The following is a 19,971-nucleotide window of genomic DNA, read 5'->3' as shown; positions in this document are numbered from 1 at the left end:
TGGCTCGGGGCCTGGTTAGCCGGCGTGCCCGGTTGATTGCCGGGGCGATGGCGATCCGTGGACGAAAATCGGGACGAGGCCACGAAAAGCTAAGGTAAGGATTGCCTAAACCTTGGGGTTGGGTGAGTGGTGTCCGAACACGTTGAAATGGGAGTCTTGGGTGGTTGAAACGAATCCTGCGGATCTTCTGCACGAGTTGTTGGCGGAGCTGCTGGGAGCTGAACGTGTCGAGATCGCTGACACCGGCCCTGAGGAATCGCTCTCCAACTGCGGTATCGATTCGTTGCGACTGATCGCCGTGGCGCAGCGGTTGGGCAGTTGGGAACCCCTCGGTTTCCGAGGATCCGGGGTGCGTGCGTTGGACACGGTCGGCGCCGGTGAGGTCGAAGCGGGCGTGGGCTCCACCACCGGCTGTCGGGAATGTGACTGGGAGCCCTTGGTCACACGCCGCCCGGGCTTCAGGGCGAAACCGGCGCATACCCGAAGACTTTCAAACCGCGTCGTTTCCTGCACCCGGCAAAGCTTGCGGCCCAGTACCTGCCCGACAGCTTCGAGGTCCACCAAAAAACCCAGTGACGGAAAAGAGAGCTGATGGATAGAACACCACAACCGGTACTCCTTGTGGATGACGTCCACAAGGATTTCGGTCGCGGAAGCAAACGCAAAAAAGTACTGAAGGGTCTCAGCTTCGAGGTTCCCGAGCACCGGGTCGTTTCGCTGCTGGGCGCCAACGGTGCGGGCAAGACCACCTTGGTGAACATCGCATCCACCCTGATGCTGCCGACCTCGGGAACCATCGAGGTGTGCGGCACCAATGTCGTCACTCATCCGGAACAGGCACGTCGCTCGATCTCGCTGACCGGTCAGTTCGCTGCCGTTGACGGAGAGCTGACGGGTCGCGAGAACCTGGTCTTCTTCGCTCGCCTGTACGGGCTGCGGCCCAAAGCGGCCAAGGCCCGGGCCGACGAGCTGCTGGAACAGTTCCGACTCTCAACCGCCGCCACCCAACGGGCCTCCAAGTATTCAGGAGGCATGCGGCGCCGCCTCGACATCGCCGCCTCGCTGATCGTGGAACCCCGGTTGTTGTTCCTCGACGAGCCGACCACCGGACTGGATCCGCTGTCGCGGCGGGAACTCTGGGAGACCGTCGAGGACCTGCGAGACCGCGGGGTCTCCGTTCTGCTGACCACGCAATACCTCGATGAAGCCGAGCGGCTCTCCGACGACATCGTGCTGATCCGTGACGGCAGCAAGGTGATGCAGGGAGCACCCGCTGCGCTGCGGCAGCAGTTCGGAGCCCCGGTGTGCCAGATCGGTTTCGAGGCCGTTGCCGACGCCGATCGGGCTGTTGCCGACGTGTTGTCCGCGCGGCTCGGGAGGAGAACCGACGGTTTCACCCGCGAAGGGCTGACGGTCTCCTTCACCGCGCACCGCGGAGTCGATGATCTTGCCGACTCCTTGGAGGCCCTTCGCGGGGCCGGCATCCCCACCAGCACGGCGGCGCTGAATCCGCCGTCGCTGGACGACGTTTTCCTCAGTATGGCCTTCGAATCCTCCCCGGAAGAGCCTGATGAGGTCTGAAATGTCAGGTGCCGAGAAAACCGCGCTGGCGGTGCCGCCGTCCCCCAGCTTCTGGCGGGGATTCACCGGCGCGACGTGGCGAAACACCCTGCGGTTGAGCCGAAATTCGGCATCGATCGTCTCGGCCTTCGTGATTCCCGGTCTGTTCATGCTGGCCTTCTGGGCGGTCTTCGGGCATGCCGCCAGCAGTTCCGGTTTCGACTATGCACTGTTCCTGATGGCGGCCTGTATGTTCCAAGCGGTTCTGTTCACGGCAGGTGGTTCCGCACTCGCGCTGGCAGTTGACGTCGAATCCGGGCTGCTGGCGCGGATGCGGGCCATGCCCATCAATGCTGCTGTTGCCATCGGAGGGCGTTTGGCCACCGACCTGCTGCGTTCCTTGGTATCGGTGATCACCGTCGCGGTTCTCGGCCTGGTCTGTGGGGCGGAACCTGATTCCTGGGTAGGAGCGGCGGCGGCTCTCGGAGTTGCCTTGGCCATGGGTGAGGTGCTGGCGCTGCTGTTCTGCGGCATCGCACTGCGGTCGGCGCAGCCGGTGCAGGTGGCCAACCTGATCCAGACGATCGAGATGCCGTTGTTGATGCTCTCGACGGCCTTCATACCGGTGGAGACCCTTCCTGACTGGCTGGAGCCGATCGTCAAACACATGCCCTTCTCGCCGCTGATCGACACCACGCGAGCGTTCCTGACCGGTTCCGATCCGGGGGATTCCGGGTGGGAGGCGCTGGCCTGGATCGGGGGAGGCCTGGTTCTGGGCGCGTTCTGGGTGTCCAAGGCTTTCAGGAGGAGGCAGGCATGAGCGTCCAGACACGGGCACGTGGGATCAACTGGTTCGCCGCCGTATGCATTCACGCCGACCGGTTGCTCAAACACCGGCTGCGTTCCCCAGCCGCCATCGCGTCGGCAGTGGGGATGCCGGTCGTCATGATCGTGATGACCCTGGTCATCTTCGACGGCATGGTCGAGCAGTTCACCGGGAGCGGCATGAATGTCGGTGCGTTGGCGGTCATGGTGGCTTTTTCATCGTCCTTCACGGCCGCCCTGATGGGCGCCGGCGACACCGTCCGCGAACGCCACCAGGGGTTGCCAGATCGTTTGGCGACGATGCCGGGACATGTCTCGTCGGGTTACATCGGGCGGGTGGTATCGGAGGTCGTGCGGGCCGAGGTGTCAGTGGTCACGGCCATGGTGGTCGGGCTGATTGCCGGAGCTGATTTCGGCAGTGCCGTGAATTTCTGGTCGATCCTGGGGATCATGACGGTCGTCGCGATCACTGCAGGCGCCGTTGGAGTCATGCTCGGTTATGTAGCAGAGACCCCTCAGGGGGCGGTGTCCTTCGCGCCGCTCGTGATGGCCGCCATGTTCTTCAACACCGCGATGATGCCCCGTGACATGTATGCGGAGGTGTTGCGTCCCGTGGTGGATGGTTCCCCCATCACCGCCATCACCCAACTGGTATCCGACATCCGTGGGGACGGCATCGAGGCCGAGCATCTGGTGCTGTTCCTGGTCTGGTTCGGTGGCCTGCTCCTGCTGTCGATCGTCGTGCTGTCCGCCAAGGCCAGGTCGCGACGCTGATCACCGTGTGCGTTCATTGGCAAGAAACCGCCGGTTGACCGCCGAGACGGTCAACCGGCTCACGGTTTGGCTGAACCCGGAGGTTCTGTCGCTGGGAAATGATGCGATGGGGGAACGCCGGTCTTTTTCCGCCGGCCCTCACAGGACTCCGTCGGCACCCTTCAGACGCTCCACCCTGCCCTCGGCCAGACGCTCCTCCGCCCAACGGCGCAGGGAGACCTTGTCGGTCTTCTTCAGGGCCGAGACCTGCGGCAACGTGTCCACGAACTCGATGTAGGAAGGCCGGGACCACTTGGAAACATTGGCCTGGATGAAGTCCGAGACGGCCTCCTTGTCGACCGTGGCGTCCTCGTCCAGTTTCAGCCACGCGAAGACCACCTCGCCGGCGTAGGAGTCCTCCACCGGGTGGACGACGGCGTCGAGCACACCCTCGTAGCGTTGCAGCGCCTCCTCGATGGGGCGGGTCGGTACGTTGTAGCCGCGATAGAGCACCATGTCACGTTTGCGACCGGTGATCCAGATCCGGTCCCCGATCCGGCGTGCCATGTCGGTGGTGGCCATCCAGCCGTCCGGTTGCACGGTTGAGACCCAGGAACGTTCTGGGGTCCAGCGGGCCGAGTTGATGTAGTCGCCCTTGACGAAGATCTCGCCCGAGACCCCCTCGGGGACCACGTTGCCGTCGTCGTCGCGGATCTCGATGTCCTCGGGGAAGAAGAGACGACCGGCGCTGCTCAGGATTTCGGGATCACCCGAGCAGTGGTCCGCCTGGTCCAGGGCCGACAGCATTCCCGCCTCGGTCTGGCCGTAGGCCTGCAACAGTTTGTCACCACCGATGGCCTCGATGGCCTCGTTGAGATCGGTGGGGCTGATCGTCTGGCCCGCGTAGACGATCGATTTCAGCGCGGACAGGTCGGTCATCTCGAAGGACGGGTCGCGGACTATGGCGGTCATCTGGCTGGAGGGCAGGAACAGTGCGGTGATCCTGTAGCGTTCCATTTCCGACAGGATGCCCGCAGGGGTCGCGCGTCCACGATAGATACAGGGCACCAGACCCGAGGTCGCGAACATCTGTGCCATGCCACAACCCTCCAGTGACGACAGCGGCATGGTGCACAGGAATCGACCCTCCAGGCCGACGCCTCCGATGCGGTTGATGTAGTTGTAGGTCATCAACTCGGTCGAGCGGTGGGTCAGTAGCATTCCCTTCGGGGTGCCGGTGGAACCCGATGTGTAACGCAAGGTGTTCCAGTCCCCGGCCTTGTTGCGATCGGCGTGGACCAGGAGTTCTTCGGGGTCGATCTCTGCGGTCAGGTCGGTGAAGGACTCTTCCTCGACGATCGGGCAGGAGTACTCATCGGTCATCACTTCCTCGGCCATGTGCCGGGTTGCGCGATCAACGAAGAGCAGTTTTGCCCCCGACTCGTTCAGCATGTGACGCCGTGATGGGGCCGATGCGAAGGGAGCCAGCGCCGATGAGACGCGGCCGCTGAAGAACATTCCCACCAGGACGGGAATCTTGGCCAGGGTGTCGGAACCGGTGAAGGCCACCACGTCACCGCGCTGGGTTCCGTTGGCCTCCATCACGTCGATGGCTGCTTTGGCAATTGCCGCGCACTGACGGCCGGTAAGGAAATCGGTGTTGTCGATGATGGCCGGGGAATCGGCCTTCTCGGTCCATGACTTGACGATGTCGCGCATGTAGTTGAGCGTTTCGAAATCCTTGTACTTGAACATGTAGGGGTCCTTGTTGTTTGTTGGGTGGCGAGGTGCTTACTTGCCGGATGGCGAGGTGGTCGGCAGATTTTCCATTACCGCACGCAGCACTGTCGCCTGCTGGGCGGAAAGATAGAAATGGTGCCCTGGGTGGGTTATCAGATGCGTTCCTCTGGTGGTGAAACGATCCCACGCCGAGACATCCGCTAGCGTGAAATCGGGGTCCTCGGTCGCCAGATGGAGTGTGATCGGCAAGGGGAGCGGGGTGGGTTCACAGCGATGGGTTTCGGCCAGGCGCATCTCACTTCTCACCTGGTCGAGCAGAACGGCGGCGAGGTCTTCGTCCTCCAAAGGATTTTCCTCACCCGGGGACATTTTCCCAATTGAGGAGACGAGAGCCCGGTCGTCGAGAATGTGACGGGGCGCCGCGACCGGCTGGTCCGGGGCTCTGGTCGCCGAGACGTGCAGCGCCTGCGGGGGATTGTCCTCGGCAACCAGGAACTGGGTGACCCGGTGGGCCAGCAATCCTCCCATTGAATGACCGAAAAGAACGGTCCGCTCCGCCTGATCTCCGATCACGGTGACGAGGGCCTCGGCCAGTTCATCCAAGGACGATGCCCGGGCGGCGGTGAAGAGCTCCTCATGTCCCGGGTACTGAACGGCACACAACTCCACTCCCAGGTTGTCGGCAACGGGACCCCAGTTGCGAAAATAGGAGGCAGAACCGCCGGCATGGGGCAGGATGACGATGCGCACCGGGGCATGCCGTGGGCAGGTGTAGGTGTGCAGCCCCGGGCGTATCATGCGTTTTCCCTGGAAAGACGCAGGATGGTGTCCGCCAGTTTGGAAACCAAGGGCGGAGTGACACAGGAGAAGTGGTCGCCGGGTACCGCATGCTCGTGCAGTTCACCGATGGTTGCCTGACGCCAGTAGCTGACTCGCTGCTCGGCGACTCCCGGGATGTAGGAGTTGTCCTGGTCGGAGACCACCAGGTGAATATCGGTCAGCAGAGTTGGCGGGGGTGATTCTGAAGCCGCGTAGTTGTGGGAGAACAGGTCGTGCTGGGCATGGAGCAGCTCTTCGTCGACATCCTCCCCGGTGTTGCGCCGCTGGTTGCGGGCGTAGCTGGCGAGTCTCTCGGCATCGCTCATCGCGTAGAAGCCAAGCAGTCGCTCCGCGGTGGCACCGAGGGTCGGATCGGATGGGCCGATGATCGCCAGGGTTGCCGGTATGTCCAGTTGTCCGGACGCGGAGGCCGCCGTCATAACCGCCCCCAGTGACATCAGATCGGACAGCTCCAGGCCCAGGTTGGTGATCGGCATGCCAACCACCGACAGGAAGAAGATCTCTCGTAGCAGCTCGTCGGAACCAACCATCGTCAACGGGGTTGCATTGATGATCACCGGGGCGAGTGTTTCGACGCCGAGGTCGCCCAGAGCACCTGAGATGTGCCCCGCCAGGAAACCACCGATTGAATGTCCGATCACCTGTACCCGTGACGGAGACAGGTCGGCCACCAGAGGGGCCACCGTTTGGGCGAGTTCAGTGAAGGCCGTCTCTTTTGGCAGCGACAGATACCAGGCCGGGTCGGTGAGTTCCACTCCCACCACCTGGCCAGCGATTCGCAATTTCGTGGCCAGGGCCTCCAGGTATCCGGAACTGCCCAGTGCTCCCGGGGCCAGCACGCGCAGCAGCGTACCCTCACCCTCCGCCTGGGGGAGCAGCCTCACCCCGTGCTCGACGTCGGCCGGCAGTGTGACCGCGGGGCTGGCGGGGGAGTCGATGCCAGTTCCCGAGTCCTGCAGGAAGGAGTCCAGGCCGATGGGACGCGGGTCGTCCATCAGGGCGCGCAGGATCACGTCGAAACTGAACCCGGCCGCTTGTGGCAGCTGCTTCTGGACCGCGGTGACCAGCTGCGCCATCACCATCGAGTCAGCTCCGTGGGCGAACAGATTGTCGCCCGCGGCCAGCTCGGGACGGTGAAGCACCACCCGGCAGATCTCCAGGCAAAGTGAGTCCTCGTCCGCGACGACTGCGACTTCCGGTGCGGTTCCGTTGGCGAGTTCCACCAGCCCGGCCCGGTCCACCTTGCCGTTCGGCGTCAGGGGCAACTCGGACCGGACGGCGACGGTGGCGGGTATCCACCCCGGGGGTAGTTGCTCGGCCAGGACCTGCCGTACCTGCTTCACCAACTCCTCGGCGTCCAAGGTGTCGAAGACCGCCACGTGTCCGGTGATTCCCCCGCCCAGTGGCATGACGACGCATGCTCCGGCGTTGGCCAATGCCTTGTCGTCGCCGCCGAGGACGATGACCCAGGCGTTGCTGGCCAGATGGTTCAGTTCAGCGGCCACGACCTCGGGTGGGATGCCGGCTCCGACGATCACCATGTTCGACGAGTCGTGTGTGGCGATCTCCGCTCCCGGGGCCCAGCCATGGCTGATCAGCCGCATGTCGCCGACCACCTGATGGGCGGTGTCGTCGGAGAACAGGTGGTATTGAAAGTCGAAACCGTGAATCACCGGGATTACGGTTGGGGCCACCGGCTCGCCGGAGGCGAACTCGACAATGTTCAGGGTGTGGCGTTCGTGCCGTGACAGCCAGGCTGCCAGCCGATGGGTGAGAGCCGCTACCAGACGTGCGTCGTGGGTCGTGGTCCCTGGGGCTCCTTGTTTGGCTGCCGTCCGTTCCGCGACGGCCAGCGCTGAGTCGAGGTACGTCGCCAGCCCGGAACGTTCTCCGTTGTCGGTGGGGGTGACGAACAAGGCGATCTGCCGGTCCCGGGGGGTTTGGGGGTCGGGGGAGTGAGCGACCGCGACTGCCTGGGCCACACCTTCACAGCCCAGAGCCGTCGATTCGATCTCACCCAGCTCGATGCGATGACCACGCACCTTCACCTGGGTGTCGAGGCGACCCAGGAATTCGATCTCCCCCTCCGGCAACCAGCGCCCGCGGTCGCCGGTGAGGTACCAGCGGGTCCCGGCCCGTTCGACGAAACGGGCGGTGGTCGACTCCGGGTCGTTCTCGTAGCAGCGGGCCAGCGAACCACCTGCTATGACGATGTCTCCCGCCACGAGGTCGGGGCGGGAGTGCCCATCGGCGTCAACCACGTCCATTGCCTGACCGGACAACGCCACGCCGTAGGGAACCGAGGAACGGTTCTCGTCCCCCGGGGCCACGACATGGAAGTTCGACCAGATACCGGCTTCGGTGGCACCCCCCAGGGCGACGACCGTCATCGACGGGTTGTGTTCCCACAGCCGGGACCCGAGGTTGACCGGGACCCAGTCGCCGGAGACCAGGACCAGCCGCAAACCGGCCAAGGCCCCCGGGGCAGCGGCGTCGCAGACCATCGAGGCCTGGGCGGGGGCCGAGTTCCAGAGGGTGACGCCGTGGGCCGACACCAGATCGGCCCACACACTCGGGTCGGTGTAGTCCGAGGGAGCCGGGATGACCAACGAGCCGCCGAAGGCGAGAACCCCGAAGATGTCGAACACCGAGAGATCGAAACCCAGCGATGAGACCATCAGCCCACGATCCTCGTCACCGACGTTCCAGCGGTTCCGGACATCCACGATGGTGTTCAAGGCGGCACGGTGGGTCATCACGACCCCCTTCGGGTCGCCGGTGGAACCCGAGGTGAAGATCACGTAGGCATCCGCATCCGGATCATTCGCGACACGGACCTGCGCCGGATCACCGGCCTGCGGGATGGTTTCCAGGACGTCGGCATCCAGCACCACCCGGGCCCCGCAGCTGGCGATCACACGTTCCCGGCGGGCCCGTGGATGGGAGACGTCCACGGGAACGTAACAGCCACCGGCGGCCACGACGCCGAGGACAGCGGCCACTTGCCCGGCCCCGCGTGGCAGACAGATGACCACCCGGTCGCCTGTGGAAATTCCCTGTCCTGACAGCCAGGCGGCGATGTCGAGAGCGCGGTGCGCGAGTTCGGAGAAGCTGTGTTCACCATCGCCGTCAATGATCGCCACTCGCTGCGGGAAAGTGTTGGCGGTTGTGAAGAACGCGGTGTGCAGGCAGTCGTTCGGCCATTCGGTCGTCGCGGGGACGCGCCGCCGGGCTGCCAGCTGTTTCTCGGAGATGTCGATGGCGTCTGTAGCACCGTCCAACCAGTTGGTGAAACACCCGAACATGGTGGCGAGCACATCGGCGTCGATGGTGCCGTCGCGGACATCCCAGTTGACACACAGCCGTGAGTTCAGTACCGAGACCTGACAGTCGATGAACACCTGCGGGGTCTGGGTGATGCCGCCGGTGATCCGCCATGCCTGTGCGGTCTTCTCGGTGATTCGCGACGGGTCGATGGCCGCAGTGAAAACGTAGGGAAAGAACCTCTGCACCCCGCCGGTGCGGCGGTTCAGGTCACGCATCACGGAAACACCGGAATGGGTGCGGTGATCCAGCACATCGGCCAGCCCGGATGAGATCTGGCGGGTCAGGTCGTCGGTGTCCGAAATCTTGACCGGCACCAGACCCGTCGAGGTGAAATCGCCGATCAGGGAGCCGATGCGCGGGTGCGCGTCCTGCCGGTCGAGGAGGGTCGCCACCAGGGCGAACTCGCGGTTCTGCGACCAGGTGCCCAACACTTTCGCGTAACCGCTCATCGCGAGGGCCGCGGGCGAGACCCCGGCCGCCCGGGCGCGGTCGAGGAAGGCGATGGTGGCCTCCGGGCTGAGCGCGTGGGCGTACCGTGTGAACGTCGCCGGGGCATCGGCGCGTGAAGGGACCAGCGGCAGCTCCGGCGGCTCCGGGGCGGCCCCCAACCGTTCGCTCCAGAACCTGCGGTCGGCCTGGACACGGTGATCGGACTCATCCAACGAGGTGGCCATGATGTAGTCGCGGAAAGTAGGGCCGGGCTCGCCGAGATCGGTCTCGGGATGGGCGTGCAGTGCCGCGAGCTGGTCGATCAACAGGGTGATGCCGGTCCAGTCCGCCATCAGGAAGTCGACCGAGACGTGCAGGCGGTCATCGGATGCCGTGGCCCCGCGGCTGATGCCCAATCGCAGCAGCGGAGGGTTCTCCGCATCCAGCACCTCGTGGGAGAACTCCGCGATCAGCGCGGGAAGTCCCGTCGCATCCACCTCGGCGACCGGGGGGCGGGTGATCTCGGAAACCGGATGGACCTGTTGGAAACCCGCGGTGTGGAAGCTGGTGCGCAGAGCGCCGTGACGGGCGATCAACAGGTCCAGGGCCCGCTCCAACCGGACGCGATCAATCGGCCCCATGTCCACCTCCAGGTAGGCGTGGCAGGCGATTCCACCGGTCTGGTAAGTGCTGGAGCGTCCCAGCAGGTAGGCGGCCTGGATGTCGGTGAGGGCGAAGGGCTCGTACTGGTTCGCGGGGTCCTCGGTCAGGGTGTTGCCCTCCTGCAAGGTGGCGATCACGGCATCCCGGTTGGCCCGGATGGCCTCCCGGAGCTCGCCGGTCAACGTTCCGGTGGGCGCACGGAACTTCAGAGCACCTTGTTCGACCCACAGCATGATCCCGGCATTGCGGGCGGTGGCTATCAGCTGGGTCGCGGTCTCCGACATGTCTGGAACTCCTTTGATGGCATTGGTTTCGCCGAGGCGGGGCACCACCCCTGAGCATTAGGCGAGCCTAACCTAAAACTTGTATGCTTCCGGAGCTGGGCCAGAATCCCGTGTCCGGGGTGCATCGTGGACCATCACGAGGATGAGCTGGTAGGGCGACGACGAGGAATAACCGTGAATGGTGGTGCTGTGAAGTCGGAAGCTGGAGGAAACACGATTCGTGAGGCGGTACGGGCGATGCTGGCCGAACGGCTCGATGCCGATCCCGACGAGATCGAGTGGGACGACGAACTGACGATGCTCGGTGTGGATTCGATCTCCCTCATGGCGGTGCTCGAGTGGCACCTGGCACGCACCGGGGTTCGCATTCCTTTCACCGACGCCGTCTCCACCCGAACCATCGGTTCGTTGGGTGACCTGCTGGAGAGCAGCGCCGAGGACCGGCAGGGCTCGCAAGCGACGAGACCGGTGGAACTACCTGACGTGGATCCAGGCCGGCCCTTCGGGCTTTCCGTGATGTCCCAGGCATACTGGGCCGGGCAGCATCTCGACGAGGGGGCGACACCGATCGTCGCCCACTTCTACCACGAGTTCGACGGGGGCCCGGTGGACGTCGAACGCATGGAGCGGGCCTGCCGGCTGCTCTACGAACGCAACCCGATGCTGCGTGCGGTGGTGACCGCCGAGGGTACCCAGTACGTGCGAGACTTTGGGCGGTGGCGCCTTCCGGTCGAGGATCTGCGTGAACTTGACTCAGCGGCCGTCGAGGAAAGGTTGCTGGAGATCCGGGAGGAACGCGCCCAGTCGAACATGCGCCCTGAACGGGGCGAGGTTTTCGAGGTCGGGCTGGCCCTGCTGCCGGGTGCCCGCAGCCGCACCTTCGTCAAGCTCTACATGGGTGTCGCCGACGCGATGAGCTTCAAGATGGCCCTCGAACAGCTGGCGGCGAACTACCGGGATCCGGAGGCCCCATGGCATGAACCCGGCATCAGCTACGCCCAGTACGTCACGGTCACCGCCGAACCGGATGCCTCGCACGAGGCCGACCGCGCCTGGTGGGCGTCCCGCCTCGACTCGGTCAACCCGGCACCCGAGCTTCCCCCGGGCCGGCAGGACGGACGCGTCCATTCGCGTCGCCTGGCCCACCAGTTCACTCCCGAGCAGTGGCGCGACCTGCAGGAGGTGGCCGCCTCGCTGGGGGCCACCCCGACGGTGCTGGTGCTGACCGTCTTCGGTGAAACCCTGGGATCCTGGTCCACCACCAAGGATTTCGTGGTGAACATGCCGGTTTTCCGTCGCGCCGACCTGCACCCCGATGTTCCCCGCCTGGTCGGTGACTTCACCGGATCGCTGCTGGTGAACCTGTCCACAGGTGGTGCAGCGGGCCTGTCCGAGAAGGTGCGGGACAACTCCGTTCGGGTCGCGGAGGCACTGGCCCATTCCCGCTACTCCGGCGTCGAGGTGCTTCGCGACCTGAACCGTGGCACACCGGAGCGTCGCACCGCTCCGGTCGTGTTCACCTCCGCCCTGGGGATCGGTGAGCTGTTCTCCGCGGACTTCATCGAGATCTTCGGCCCACCTTCGTGGGTTGTCTCCCAGGGGCCGACGGTCCTCGTCGACTGCCAGATCTCGGTTCTCGGCGGACGGCTCTGCGTCAACTGGGATGTCCGCGAGGGTGTCGTTGACGACACCGTGGTCGATGCGATGTTCACTTCCTTCGTCGAGTCCTTGGGTGCTGTTGCGGGAGATGGAGCGAGTGCCGGTCCCGTCAGGGTCCCAGAGACCCAGCTGAAGGTGCGCGCCGCGCGCAGGGAGACCTGGCTGGCCACCGCCAGGGAACGGGGCTCTCTTCCCGCGCAGGAACGTGGTGCCGAGCTGGGCTGCCTGCATGCTGGTTTCTTCGCGACGGCTTCCACCGACCCTGATCGTGTCGCGGTGATCGATGCCACCGGTGAGCACACATTCGGCGAGATCGCATCCGCGGCCGCGGGGCTGGCCGGCTGGCTCCGCGCGAAGGGCATCGAACCGGGGGAGCGCGTCGTGGTGTGCTGCCACCGCGGGGTCGAGCAGGTCATCGCCTGCCTCGGGGTGCTCGCGGCAGGTGGTTGTTACGTCCCGGTCGACGTCAACCACCCCGAGGCCCGCCGCGGTGTCGTCGTGAACGTCTGTGACGCCCGCTGGGTGATCTGCGGGCGCGGCTCTGCCGGTGATGGCGGCTGGTGTGGTCCGGAACGCCTGGTGGATCTCGCCGACGTTCCTGTGGAGCAGGACTGGAAGCCCGAGAGCATCGCAGACGATCCCGATCACGACGCCTACGTCATCTTCACCTCCGGGTCCACCGGGGAGCCGAAGGGCGTCGTGATGACTCATCGAGGCGCCATGACCACCATCGACGATGTCGCGGCGCGGTGGGGGACAGGGGTCGGGGACCGTGGCCTGATGGTTTCCTCGCTGGGTTTCGACCTGTCGGTTTTCGACCTGTTCGGGGTGATGGGTCGCGGCGGATCCCTGGTCATCCCGCCACCCGCCACCTACGCCGACCCGGGCGTGTGGGTCGAGCTGGTCACCAGGCACGGGGTGAACCTGTGGAACTCGGCGCCGGCTCAGGCGTCGATGCTCCTCGACACCTGCGGACCGGGCGAACTCGCTGGCCTGCGTTTCGTCCTGGTTTCCGGCGACTGGGTTCCCGTTGACCTCGGGGTGCGGTTGTGGGAGCACAACCCGCGAATGACCGTCGTCGCGGGTGGCGGCGCCACCGAGGCCGGGATCTGGTCGAACTGCCACGTGCTGGCCCCCGGCGACGAGGGCGGTGCCTCCATTCCTTACGGCATCGCCCTGTCGGGCCAGGACATGGACGTCGTCGACACCCATCTGAACCCCTGCCCCGACCTGGTGGCGGGCGACATCGTCATCGCCGGTGATGCCCTGGCGAGAGGATACGAGAACGATCCCGAGCTGACCGCGAGGAAGTTCATCACCGACCCGAGGGGGCGTCGGATCTATCTGACCGGTGACCGTGGACGCTGGTTGCCGAACGGTGAGATCGAGTTCCTGGGTCGGTTGGACACCCAGGTGAAGATCCACGGGCACCGGATCGAACTGACCGATGTCGAACACGCCATCGCATCCCATCCAGAGGTGGCCAAGGCCGTCGTGGTCGCATCGGAGGGCATGGACCGGGCCATGTACGGCGCGGTCGTCCCCGTGCCCGGCGCGGATCCGGGCATCGACGAACTGGTCGCCTGGCAGGCGGACCGGATTCCGTGGCCCTGCTCCTTCCTGAGCCTCCTGGACGAATTTCCGCTGACCAGAAACGGCAAGGTGGACCGCAAGGCCCTGCTGAGTCTCCTGCTGGCGGCGCACCAGACCGACGACGAGACCACCGGAACCCGAACTGGTGACCTCGATCCCGTCGCCCGGCAGGTCGCGGACTTCTGGCAGGAACAGCTCGGGGTCCCGGTGCGCGGCGGGAACGATGACTTCTTCCTGCTCGGTGGGGATTCGCTGATCGCGTCGCGCGTGATCTCGAGGATGCGTCGGGCAGGCTGGCAGGCGAGCCTGGCGACGGTTTTCACCAACCCACGGCTCGCTGATTTCGCAGCCGGCTGCACGCCACCCACCGAGCCCGTGGTCACCGGTCCCGTGCTGACCCACGACGACGAGAACGCGTTGGAGCCCTTCGACCTGACCGAGGTGCAGCGGGCCTACCTGGTGGGTCGGGACCCCGGGCTGGTCCTGGGAGGTGTGGACTGCATCTTCTACCGCGAATACCGAGTCGAATCGGTTGATGAGAACCGGCTCGGTGAGGCCGTCGACGCCGTCGTCGCGCGGCACCCGATGTTGCGCGCCATCGTCGAGGACGAGCGCCAGCGGGTGTTGCCTCAGGTGCCGTCGTACCGGGTGATCCGCGCCGGCGGTCAGGCCGCTGAGCGGATGAGGACCGAACTGGCCGCCCGTCGATTCGAGCCCAATAGCTGGCCGCCATTCGACATCCGGGTGCTCGATCTCGACGGGGCGACTCGTGTCTGCGTCGCCACCAATTCGCTGATCCTCGACGCCGCGTCGGTGCTCAACCTCCAGCGCGAGATCGACGCGGTCCATGCCGGTGAGCAACTGCCACATCCACCGGAGATCGATTTCCGCGACTACGTCACCGGACACCTGAGCGATGCCGCGGGCCGGGCCGCCGAGCTGAGCGCCGCCCGGCGGCACTGGGCCGGCAGGGTGGAGGAACTGCCCGCTTCCCCCGCCCTGCCGCTGGCCCGTGAACCCGAGGAGATCGGGGTGCCGGTCTTCGAACGCGAGTTCATCGAGATTGACGCATCCGCCTGGTCCGCCATAACCAGGGCCTGCCGGAATCACCAGGTGACCCCCTCCGCGCTGGTGCTGGCGAGCTTCTGCGAGACCTTGCGGATCTTCAGCGGACAGGACGGCGTTTCGGTGACCGTCACGGTCTTCGACCGCCCTGCCGTCCACCCCGACATCGAACAGGTGATGGGGGATTTCACCTCACTGCTGGTTTCCGGGTATCGCGTCGCCGAGACCGAGCCGTGGGCAACCCGCGTCAGGCGGGTCTCGGAGAACCTCGCGGAGGATCTCGAACATGTTGGGCTGGGCATGGCGGCGATCTCGCGGCTGGCCCGGGACGCCGGCGGTGAAACCGGTTTCCCGGTGGTCTTCACCTCGGCCCTCGGCGTCGAGCAGAGTTTCGGCGGGGACGGCGGCCTGTTCCGTGAATGCACGGGTGGGATGTCCGCGACCGGTCAGGTCTGGCTCGACCACCAGGTCAGCGACGACGGCCACGGCGGGGTGCGGATCAACTGGGACCACGTGAAGGGCCTGTTCCCACCCGGATTCATCGCCTCGGCGATCACCCATCAGCGGCGCCTGCTCGACTTCGCGGCCACCGGTGACTGGAACCAAACCCCGGTTCCCGGGGTCACGGAGACCGAACGTGCCGCTCGCGCGAGTCACCTGAGGCCTCGTGTGGGGACCCCGCGCACCCTGCACGCCCCCTTCGTCGAGCTGGCCACGTCCCAGCCCGACGCCACCGCGATGATCGGCGCCGACGGCAGCGAATGGACACGGGGACGGCTCCTCGACGGGGCTCTGCGCGTCGCATCCTGGCTGCGCACCCGGAACATGGAGCCGCGGGAACAGGTCATGGTCTCGCTGAGCGATCCGGCCCTGCGGGTGGTCGCGATCCTCGGGGTGTTGCTCGCCGGCGGCAGCTACGTCCCGGTTGGTGTCGATCACCCGGAGGGGCGCATCACCTCGATCAGGAACCAAACCGGCCTGCGACTGGTCCTCGACGACGCCTGGGCCAGCACATGGAACCCCGGGGACAACCCCCCGCCAACCGGTTTCGATGCCGGACCGGCGGTCCCGACGGACATCGCCTACACGATCTTCACATCCGGCTCCACGGGTGAACCGAAGGGCGTCATGCTGTCGCACGCCCAAGCGGCGGCAACCATCGATGCCGTCATCGACCGCTGGAGTCCCGAAGGTGGTTGGCGCGGCATAGGGGTTTCGGCGATCGACTTCGACCTCTCCGTTTTCGACCTGTTCGGGACCTTGGGGTCGGGAGGACTGCTGGTCCTCGTCGATGACGAGCACCGCCGCGATGCCCAGCACTGGGCGGCGATGATCGCTGAACACCAGCTCAACTACTGGAACACCGTTCCCACCCTGCTGGAGATGCTGCTGGTCTCGGCCACCCCGGGTGAACTCGATTCCCTGCGCTCGGTGATCGTCTCCGGCGATCGTGTCCCGCTGAACCTCGACCAGCGCCTCAGAGACGCGGCCCCGTGGGCCACCCTGGTGGCGATGGGGGGCGCGACCGAGGCGGCGATCTGGTCCAACTGGTTCGAACCGGCCAGCGCGAGCGAGTGGCGGGATCAGGTTCCGGGGTGGGCAGGGGTGCCCTACGGTTACCCGCTGGCGGGGCAGGCGTTCGACGTGCTCACACCCGCCGGGGTTTCCTGCCCGGACTGGGTGATCGGTGAGCTCACCATCTCCGGCTGTGGTGTTGCCGAGGGATACATCGGTACGGACCAGGGCGGTTTCTTCACCACCGACGACGGGCGCCGGCTCTACCGCACCGGAGATCTTGGACGTTTCAGGCCCGGTGGTTTGCTGGAGATCCTCGGGCGCAGCGACGATCAGATCAAGGTCCGCGGCCACCGGATCACCACCGGGGAGATCGAGGTCAATGCGGAGGCCCTGACCGGGGTGGACCGTGCCGCCGCCGGTGTCGTGCAGGGCAGCGACGGGGCCGTCCTGGCCCTGGCCGCGACCCTGCACCATGCGCCGATCCAGCCCGGGCCGCTCCCGATCCCGGGCGAGGTCACGGCCCCCGGCCACGGGCCCAGCCAGGAGCAGAGACTGAGAAGAACCGCAGGTATCCTCACCGAGGTCATAGCGGGCGTTCGCGACCCCGCCGCGACGCAGGTCGTCGAACTCTGGCGGGCCTGGCTGGCACGGAATCCCGTGGCCGTGGCACCCTCCGGTCCTGACGTCACTGTCGTCGATCTGCTGACCGGAATCCTGAACCGGCACCGTCCGGTGGCCGACCTGGTGGAGAACCCGGCCACCGACGTCGCCCGGCAGATCTTCGACCAGCCCGACTCCGCTGCCGCCGTCGCGTGGTTGCTCGAACGCGCCAGAACCGTTCCTGCCACACGTGTCGGATGGTGGACCTCCACCGCCGTCGCGGCCCGGCTCGCGGAAGCACTCGACGCGGAGCTGACCGGGGACGCCCTGATACCGACCGGCGAGGTTCCCTGCTGGGTCGGGGGCGGATTCGACCTGGTACTCGCCCCGCTCAGCATGCACACCTTCCCCGACCCGGCACGTGCGTTGCGACGCGCCCGCGCGGCTCTGGCGCCCGGTGGTCTGCTGATTGCGGTGGAGATCGAATCACTGGCTCCCGAGGCCATGCTCTCGGCGGTGATTCTTTCCGACGGATTTGGCCACGACCCGGCCCGGCTCTCCGACCCCGCCAGGGGAAACTGCCACACGGTGGCCGAATGGGCTGACCTGGCGGTGCTCGTCGGCCTGGAGCTCGTCGAACACGTGATGGTCTCCGGCACACCGGTACGGGGTTTCGTCCTGCACCGCCCGGAAGATGTCGCGGACCTCGACGCCGACTGGGTCCGGGACCAGCTGTCCGAACGACTTCCCGGTCCCTTGGTTCCGCGAGTCTGCGAGATCATCGACAACCTCCCGACCACTCGCAACGGAAAGGTCGACCGGGGCGCCGCCATGGCCGCCCTCCCCACGGGGCGGAACGAACCGGACACCGTTGGGCAACCTCCGCTGCCCGGCCTTGAGGAACTGGTCGCTTCCTGCTGGCGTGACCTGCTGGGCGCCACGAAGATCTGTCGCCAGGACTCGCTGTTCGACCATGGCGGTGACTCGCTGTCGGCGGCCCGGCTGGTCAGTGAACTGGAGTTGCGCGTCGGGGTGCGACTCTCGCTGAGGCAGATCCTGGAGACCCCGTCGGTCGCCGGAATTGCGGCGGCCCTGGCGGCCGCTGGATGCTCGGAGGGAGCGGATGACATCGAGGAGGGCGAGCTGTGAAGGTCGCGGTCCTGGGGTCGTCGGGTGAAATCGGCGGCAAGGTCGTCGAGGAGCTGCTGTCCGATGGTGTCGATGTGCGGCGTGGCCTGCGGACCGGTGCAGGAGCCCCTCATTTCGACATCAGCGACCGAACCGGTGCGACCCGGCTCATCGCCTGGGCCGATGTCGTCGTTGATGCCACCCCGTCCTGGGTGTGCAACCCGGTTGTCGCGAGAGCCCTGGAACACGTTCCGGTGGTCAGCACCGGACACGTGGCGATCGCCGGTCAGGCCCTTCACGTCAGCTGCGCGGGTGCCCTGCCGGGTGTGTTGACCGGGGTTCCGCTGTTGCTTCCCCGGCGTGACCGGAAGGTGGTTTCCCGCACGATGATCTCGGCCCCCCTGTCGCGTTCGGCGGCTCGGGACATGCTCCAGGGAGCCCGCCGTGGACCGGGTGCCGCAATCCGGCGCGACGTCCGGATGCCGTTGCTCGACGCCGAGGTCGACCTGGTTGGTTATGCAGATACCGACACCGCATTGATCGACGGACGATTTGCCCGACCCGTCGAGTGGTGGAGCGCCTGGGCCGGACGCAGATTTCGCGACGCTCTGTTCTCCGCCGTGGGGATGGAACCCGACCAGGCCGCCCTGGCTCTGTCGGCAGCCGCCGGAAACGGGGTGGTTCCCGGATGCGAGGTTCTCGCCCATGCCACGGACGGCATTGATGAAGTCGGTGTTCGGGTCGCATCGATGACAACGCTGTGCGCTGTCATGGTGGTCAGCTGCGTGAAGGTCTTGGGCGGTTTGGGAACCGCAGGGATGATGGCGCTGCCCCAGCAACTGACCGCCTTGGACCTGCTGCTGCGCGCCGGAACCGCCATCGGGCAGGTCATTGAAACAGCGGGGGGCATCATCACCCGCGCCCCGGACGAAGAGGGGGAATTGTGATCGGGGTGCTGGTGGCCGGATCCACCTTCGGGGCGGTCCACGCGCATGCCGTCAGGAACACCGACGGGATGGAACTGCTCGGGCTGCTGGGGTCCGGCAGCTCCAGGACGCTGGCGCTGGCTGCCGGACACGGTGTTGCAGCGCACTCCCGGCCTTTCCCCGCCCCGGGTTCCGGGGTCGTGGCCTCGGTGGTCCTGCGGTCCACTGCCTTGGGCGGTAACGCGGTCCCGCTGGCCCTGGAGCTCTTGTCCCAGGGCTGGAACGTGCTGGTCGAGCAGCCGATCCGCGCCGACGAGATCAAACAGCTGGCGGGCCAAGCGATGCGTGCGGGGGTTGCGTTCCGGGTCGGTAATCTGTATCTCAACCTGCCGCCCGTGGCGCGCTGCCTGAGCGTGATGGAGCGACTCCGTCTCACGCACCGGGTCAAGCAGGTTCGTGTGCTGACCTCAACCCAGACCTTGTTGGTGGGGGCGGCCGTGCTGAGAAGGTTGTGCGGGCAAGCGGCTCCTAGGGTGGAGGCCAGGCAGTCGTGCAACGGCATCACCACATGTCTGGGCAGTGCCGGCGGGGTCGGCTTTTGTTTGCAGGTCCACAACGAGCACGACCCCGCTGATCGGGACAACGGTGGGCTGGGGTTGGTCAGCGCCGAGGTGATCACCGACGCCGGTGGTTTGGTTCTTGGTGATGCCGCTGGACCGTTGACCTGGGTGCCGCGAGTGAGCATGGGAAATCGTGATGTTCTCGGTATGCCCACGGCCGAGGCGTGTGATGTGCCGCGTGGTGAGTTGCTGTGTCCCCACGAACCGAGAGTGTTCGCGGAATGGATTCGTGTTGACTGGTGCCGGGCGGTCGCCGAGGACGTCAGGGCATGTGCCGCTGACGGTGCGGCCGGTGGCGTGAACCGGCAGCACGTGGGCCAAGCCGTTGCAGACGCCACGTGGTGGACCCTGCTATCCCGGGAGATCGGCCTACCCGAGACCGTCAATGGGAATGTTTCCCCTGTGGATGCGGCTTGGTTAGATGCCCTCGCAGATGATTGA

Annotated in this window: 10 protein-coding genes; 7 read left to right on the top strand and 3 right to left on the bottom strand. The window is 66.0% G+C overall.

Features of this window, described 5'->3' with window-relative positions; genetic code table 11:
- Positions 1-160: 160 nt before the first annotated feature.
- Genes ACO6D6_RS07875 through ACO6D6_RS07860 form a run of 4 tightly spaced genes read left to right on the top strand, consistent with a single transcriptional unit; the run spans position 161 to position 3,159 of the window.
- Positions 161-592 carry a phosphopantetheine-binding protein gene (locus ACO6D6_RS07875; protein WP_484784686.1) on the top strand — a complete coding sequence of 144 codons (432 nt, stop codon included), beginning with the start codon at positions 161-163 and terminating at the stop codon, positions 590-592.
- Entirely contained in the window at positions 592-1,581 is a 990-nt protein-coding gene (locus ACO6D6_RS07870) for an ABC transporter ATP-binding protein (protein ID WP_484784684.1), read from the top strand. Before ACO6D6_RS07875 ends, ACO6D6_RS07870 begins: the two co-directional genes overlap by 1 nt.
- Before the next feature lies 1 nt (position 1,582).
- On the top strand, positions 1,583-2,380 hold the full coding sequence (locus tag ACO6D6_RS07865; protein ID WP_484784683.1) for an ABC transporter permease: 798 nt from the start codon (positions 1,583-1,585) through the stop codon (positions 2,378-2,380).
- Positions 2,377-3,159 (top strand): ABC transporter permease, encoded by a 783-nt coding sequence (locus ACO6D6_RS07860; RefSeq protein WP_484784681.1) that lies wholly within the window; start codon positions 2,377-2,379, stop codon positions 3,157-3,159. The genes ACO6D6_RS07865 and ACO6D6_RS07860 overlap by 4 nt, the downstream gene beginning before the upstream one ends.
- A gap of 138 nt (positions 3,160-3,297) precedes the next feature.
- On the opposite strand, the gene ACO6D6_RS07855 is transcribed toward ACO6D6_RS07860, so the two are convergent.
- Genes ACO6D6_RS07855 through ACO6D6_RS07845 form a run of 3 tightly spaced genes read right to left on the bottom strand, consistent with a single transcriptional unit; the run spans position 3,298 to position 10,421 of the window.
- The gene (locus tag ACO6D6_RS07855; protein WP_484784680.1) at positions 3,298-4,893 is read right to left on the bottom strand and encodes a class I adenylate-forming enzyme family protein; all 1,596 of its coding nucleotides are present in this window, start codon (positions 4,891-4,893) and stop codon (positions 3,298-3,300) included.
- Positions 4,894-4,929: 36 nt separating this feature from the next.
- The gene (locus tag ACO6D6_RS07850; RefSeq protein WP_484784679.1) at positions 4,930-5,676 is read right to left on the bottom strand and encodes a thioesterase II family protein; all 747 of its coding nucleotides are present in this window, start codon (positions 5,674-5,676) and stop codon (positions 4,930-4,932) included.
- Positions 5,673-10,421, bottom strand: a complete 4,749-nt coding sequence (locus ACO6D6_RS07845) for an amino acid adenylation domain-containing protein (RefSeq protein ID WP_484784678.1) — start codon at positions 10,419-10,421, stop codon at positions 5,673-5,675. Before ACO6D6_RS07845 ends, ACO6D6_RS07850 begins: the two co-directional genes overlap by 4 nt.
- 174 nt (positions 10,422-10,595) lie before the next feature.
- Between ACO6D6_RS07845 and ACO6D6_RS07840 the strand changes: the two genes are divergently transcribed.
- Genes ACO6D6_RS07840 through ACO6D6_RS07830 form a run of 3 tightly spaced genes read left to right on the top strand, consistent with a single transcriptional unit; the run spans position 10,596 to position 19,971 of the window.
- A complete protein-coding gene (locus ACO6D6_RS07840) occupies positions 10,596-18,005 on the top strand; it encodes an amino acid adenylation domain-containing protein (RefSeq protein ID WP_484784677.1) in 7,410 nt (2,469 codons plus the stop codon).
- Positions 18,002-18,931 carry an SDR family oxidoreductase gene (locus ACO6D6_RS07835; protein ID WP_484784676.1) on the top strand — a complete coding sequence of 310 codons (930 nt, stop codon included), beginning with the start codon at positions 18,002-18,004 and terminating at the stop codon, positions 18,929-18,931. Before ACO6D6_RS07840 ends, ACO6D6_RS07835 begins: the two co-directional genes overlap by 4 nt.
- Positions 18,928-19,971, top strand: a complete 1,044-nt coding sequence (locus ACO6D6_RS07830; protein ID WP_484784675.1) for a Gfo/Idh/MocA family oxidoreductase — start codon at positions 18,928-18,930, stop codon at positions 19,969-19,971. Before ACO6D6_RS07835 ends, ACO6D6_RS07830 begins: the two co-directional genes overlap by 4 nt.

This window comes from Arachnia sp. (assembly GCF_057238465.1).
Note: the sequence above shows the minus strand (reverse complement) of the source record. Positions and strands in the feature narration are given on the sequence as shown.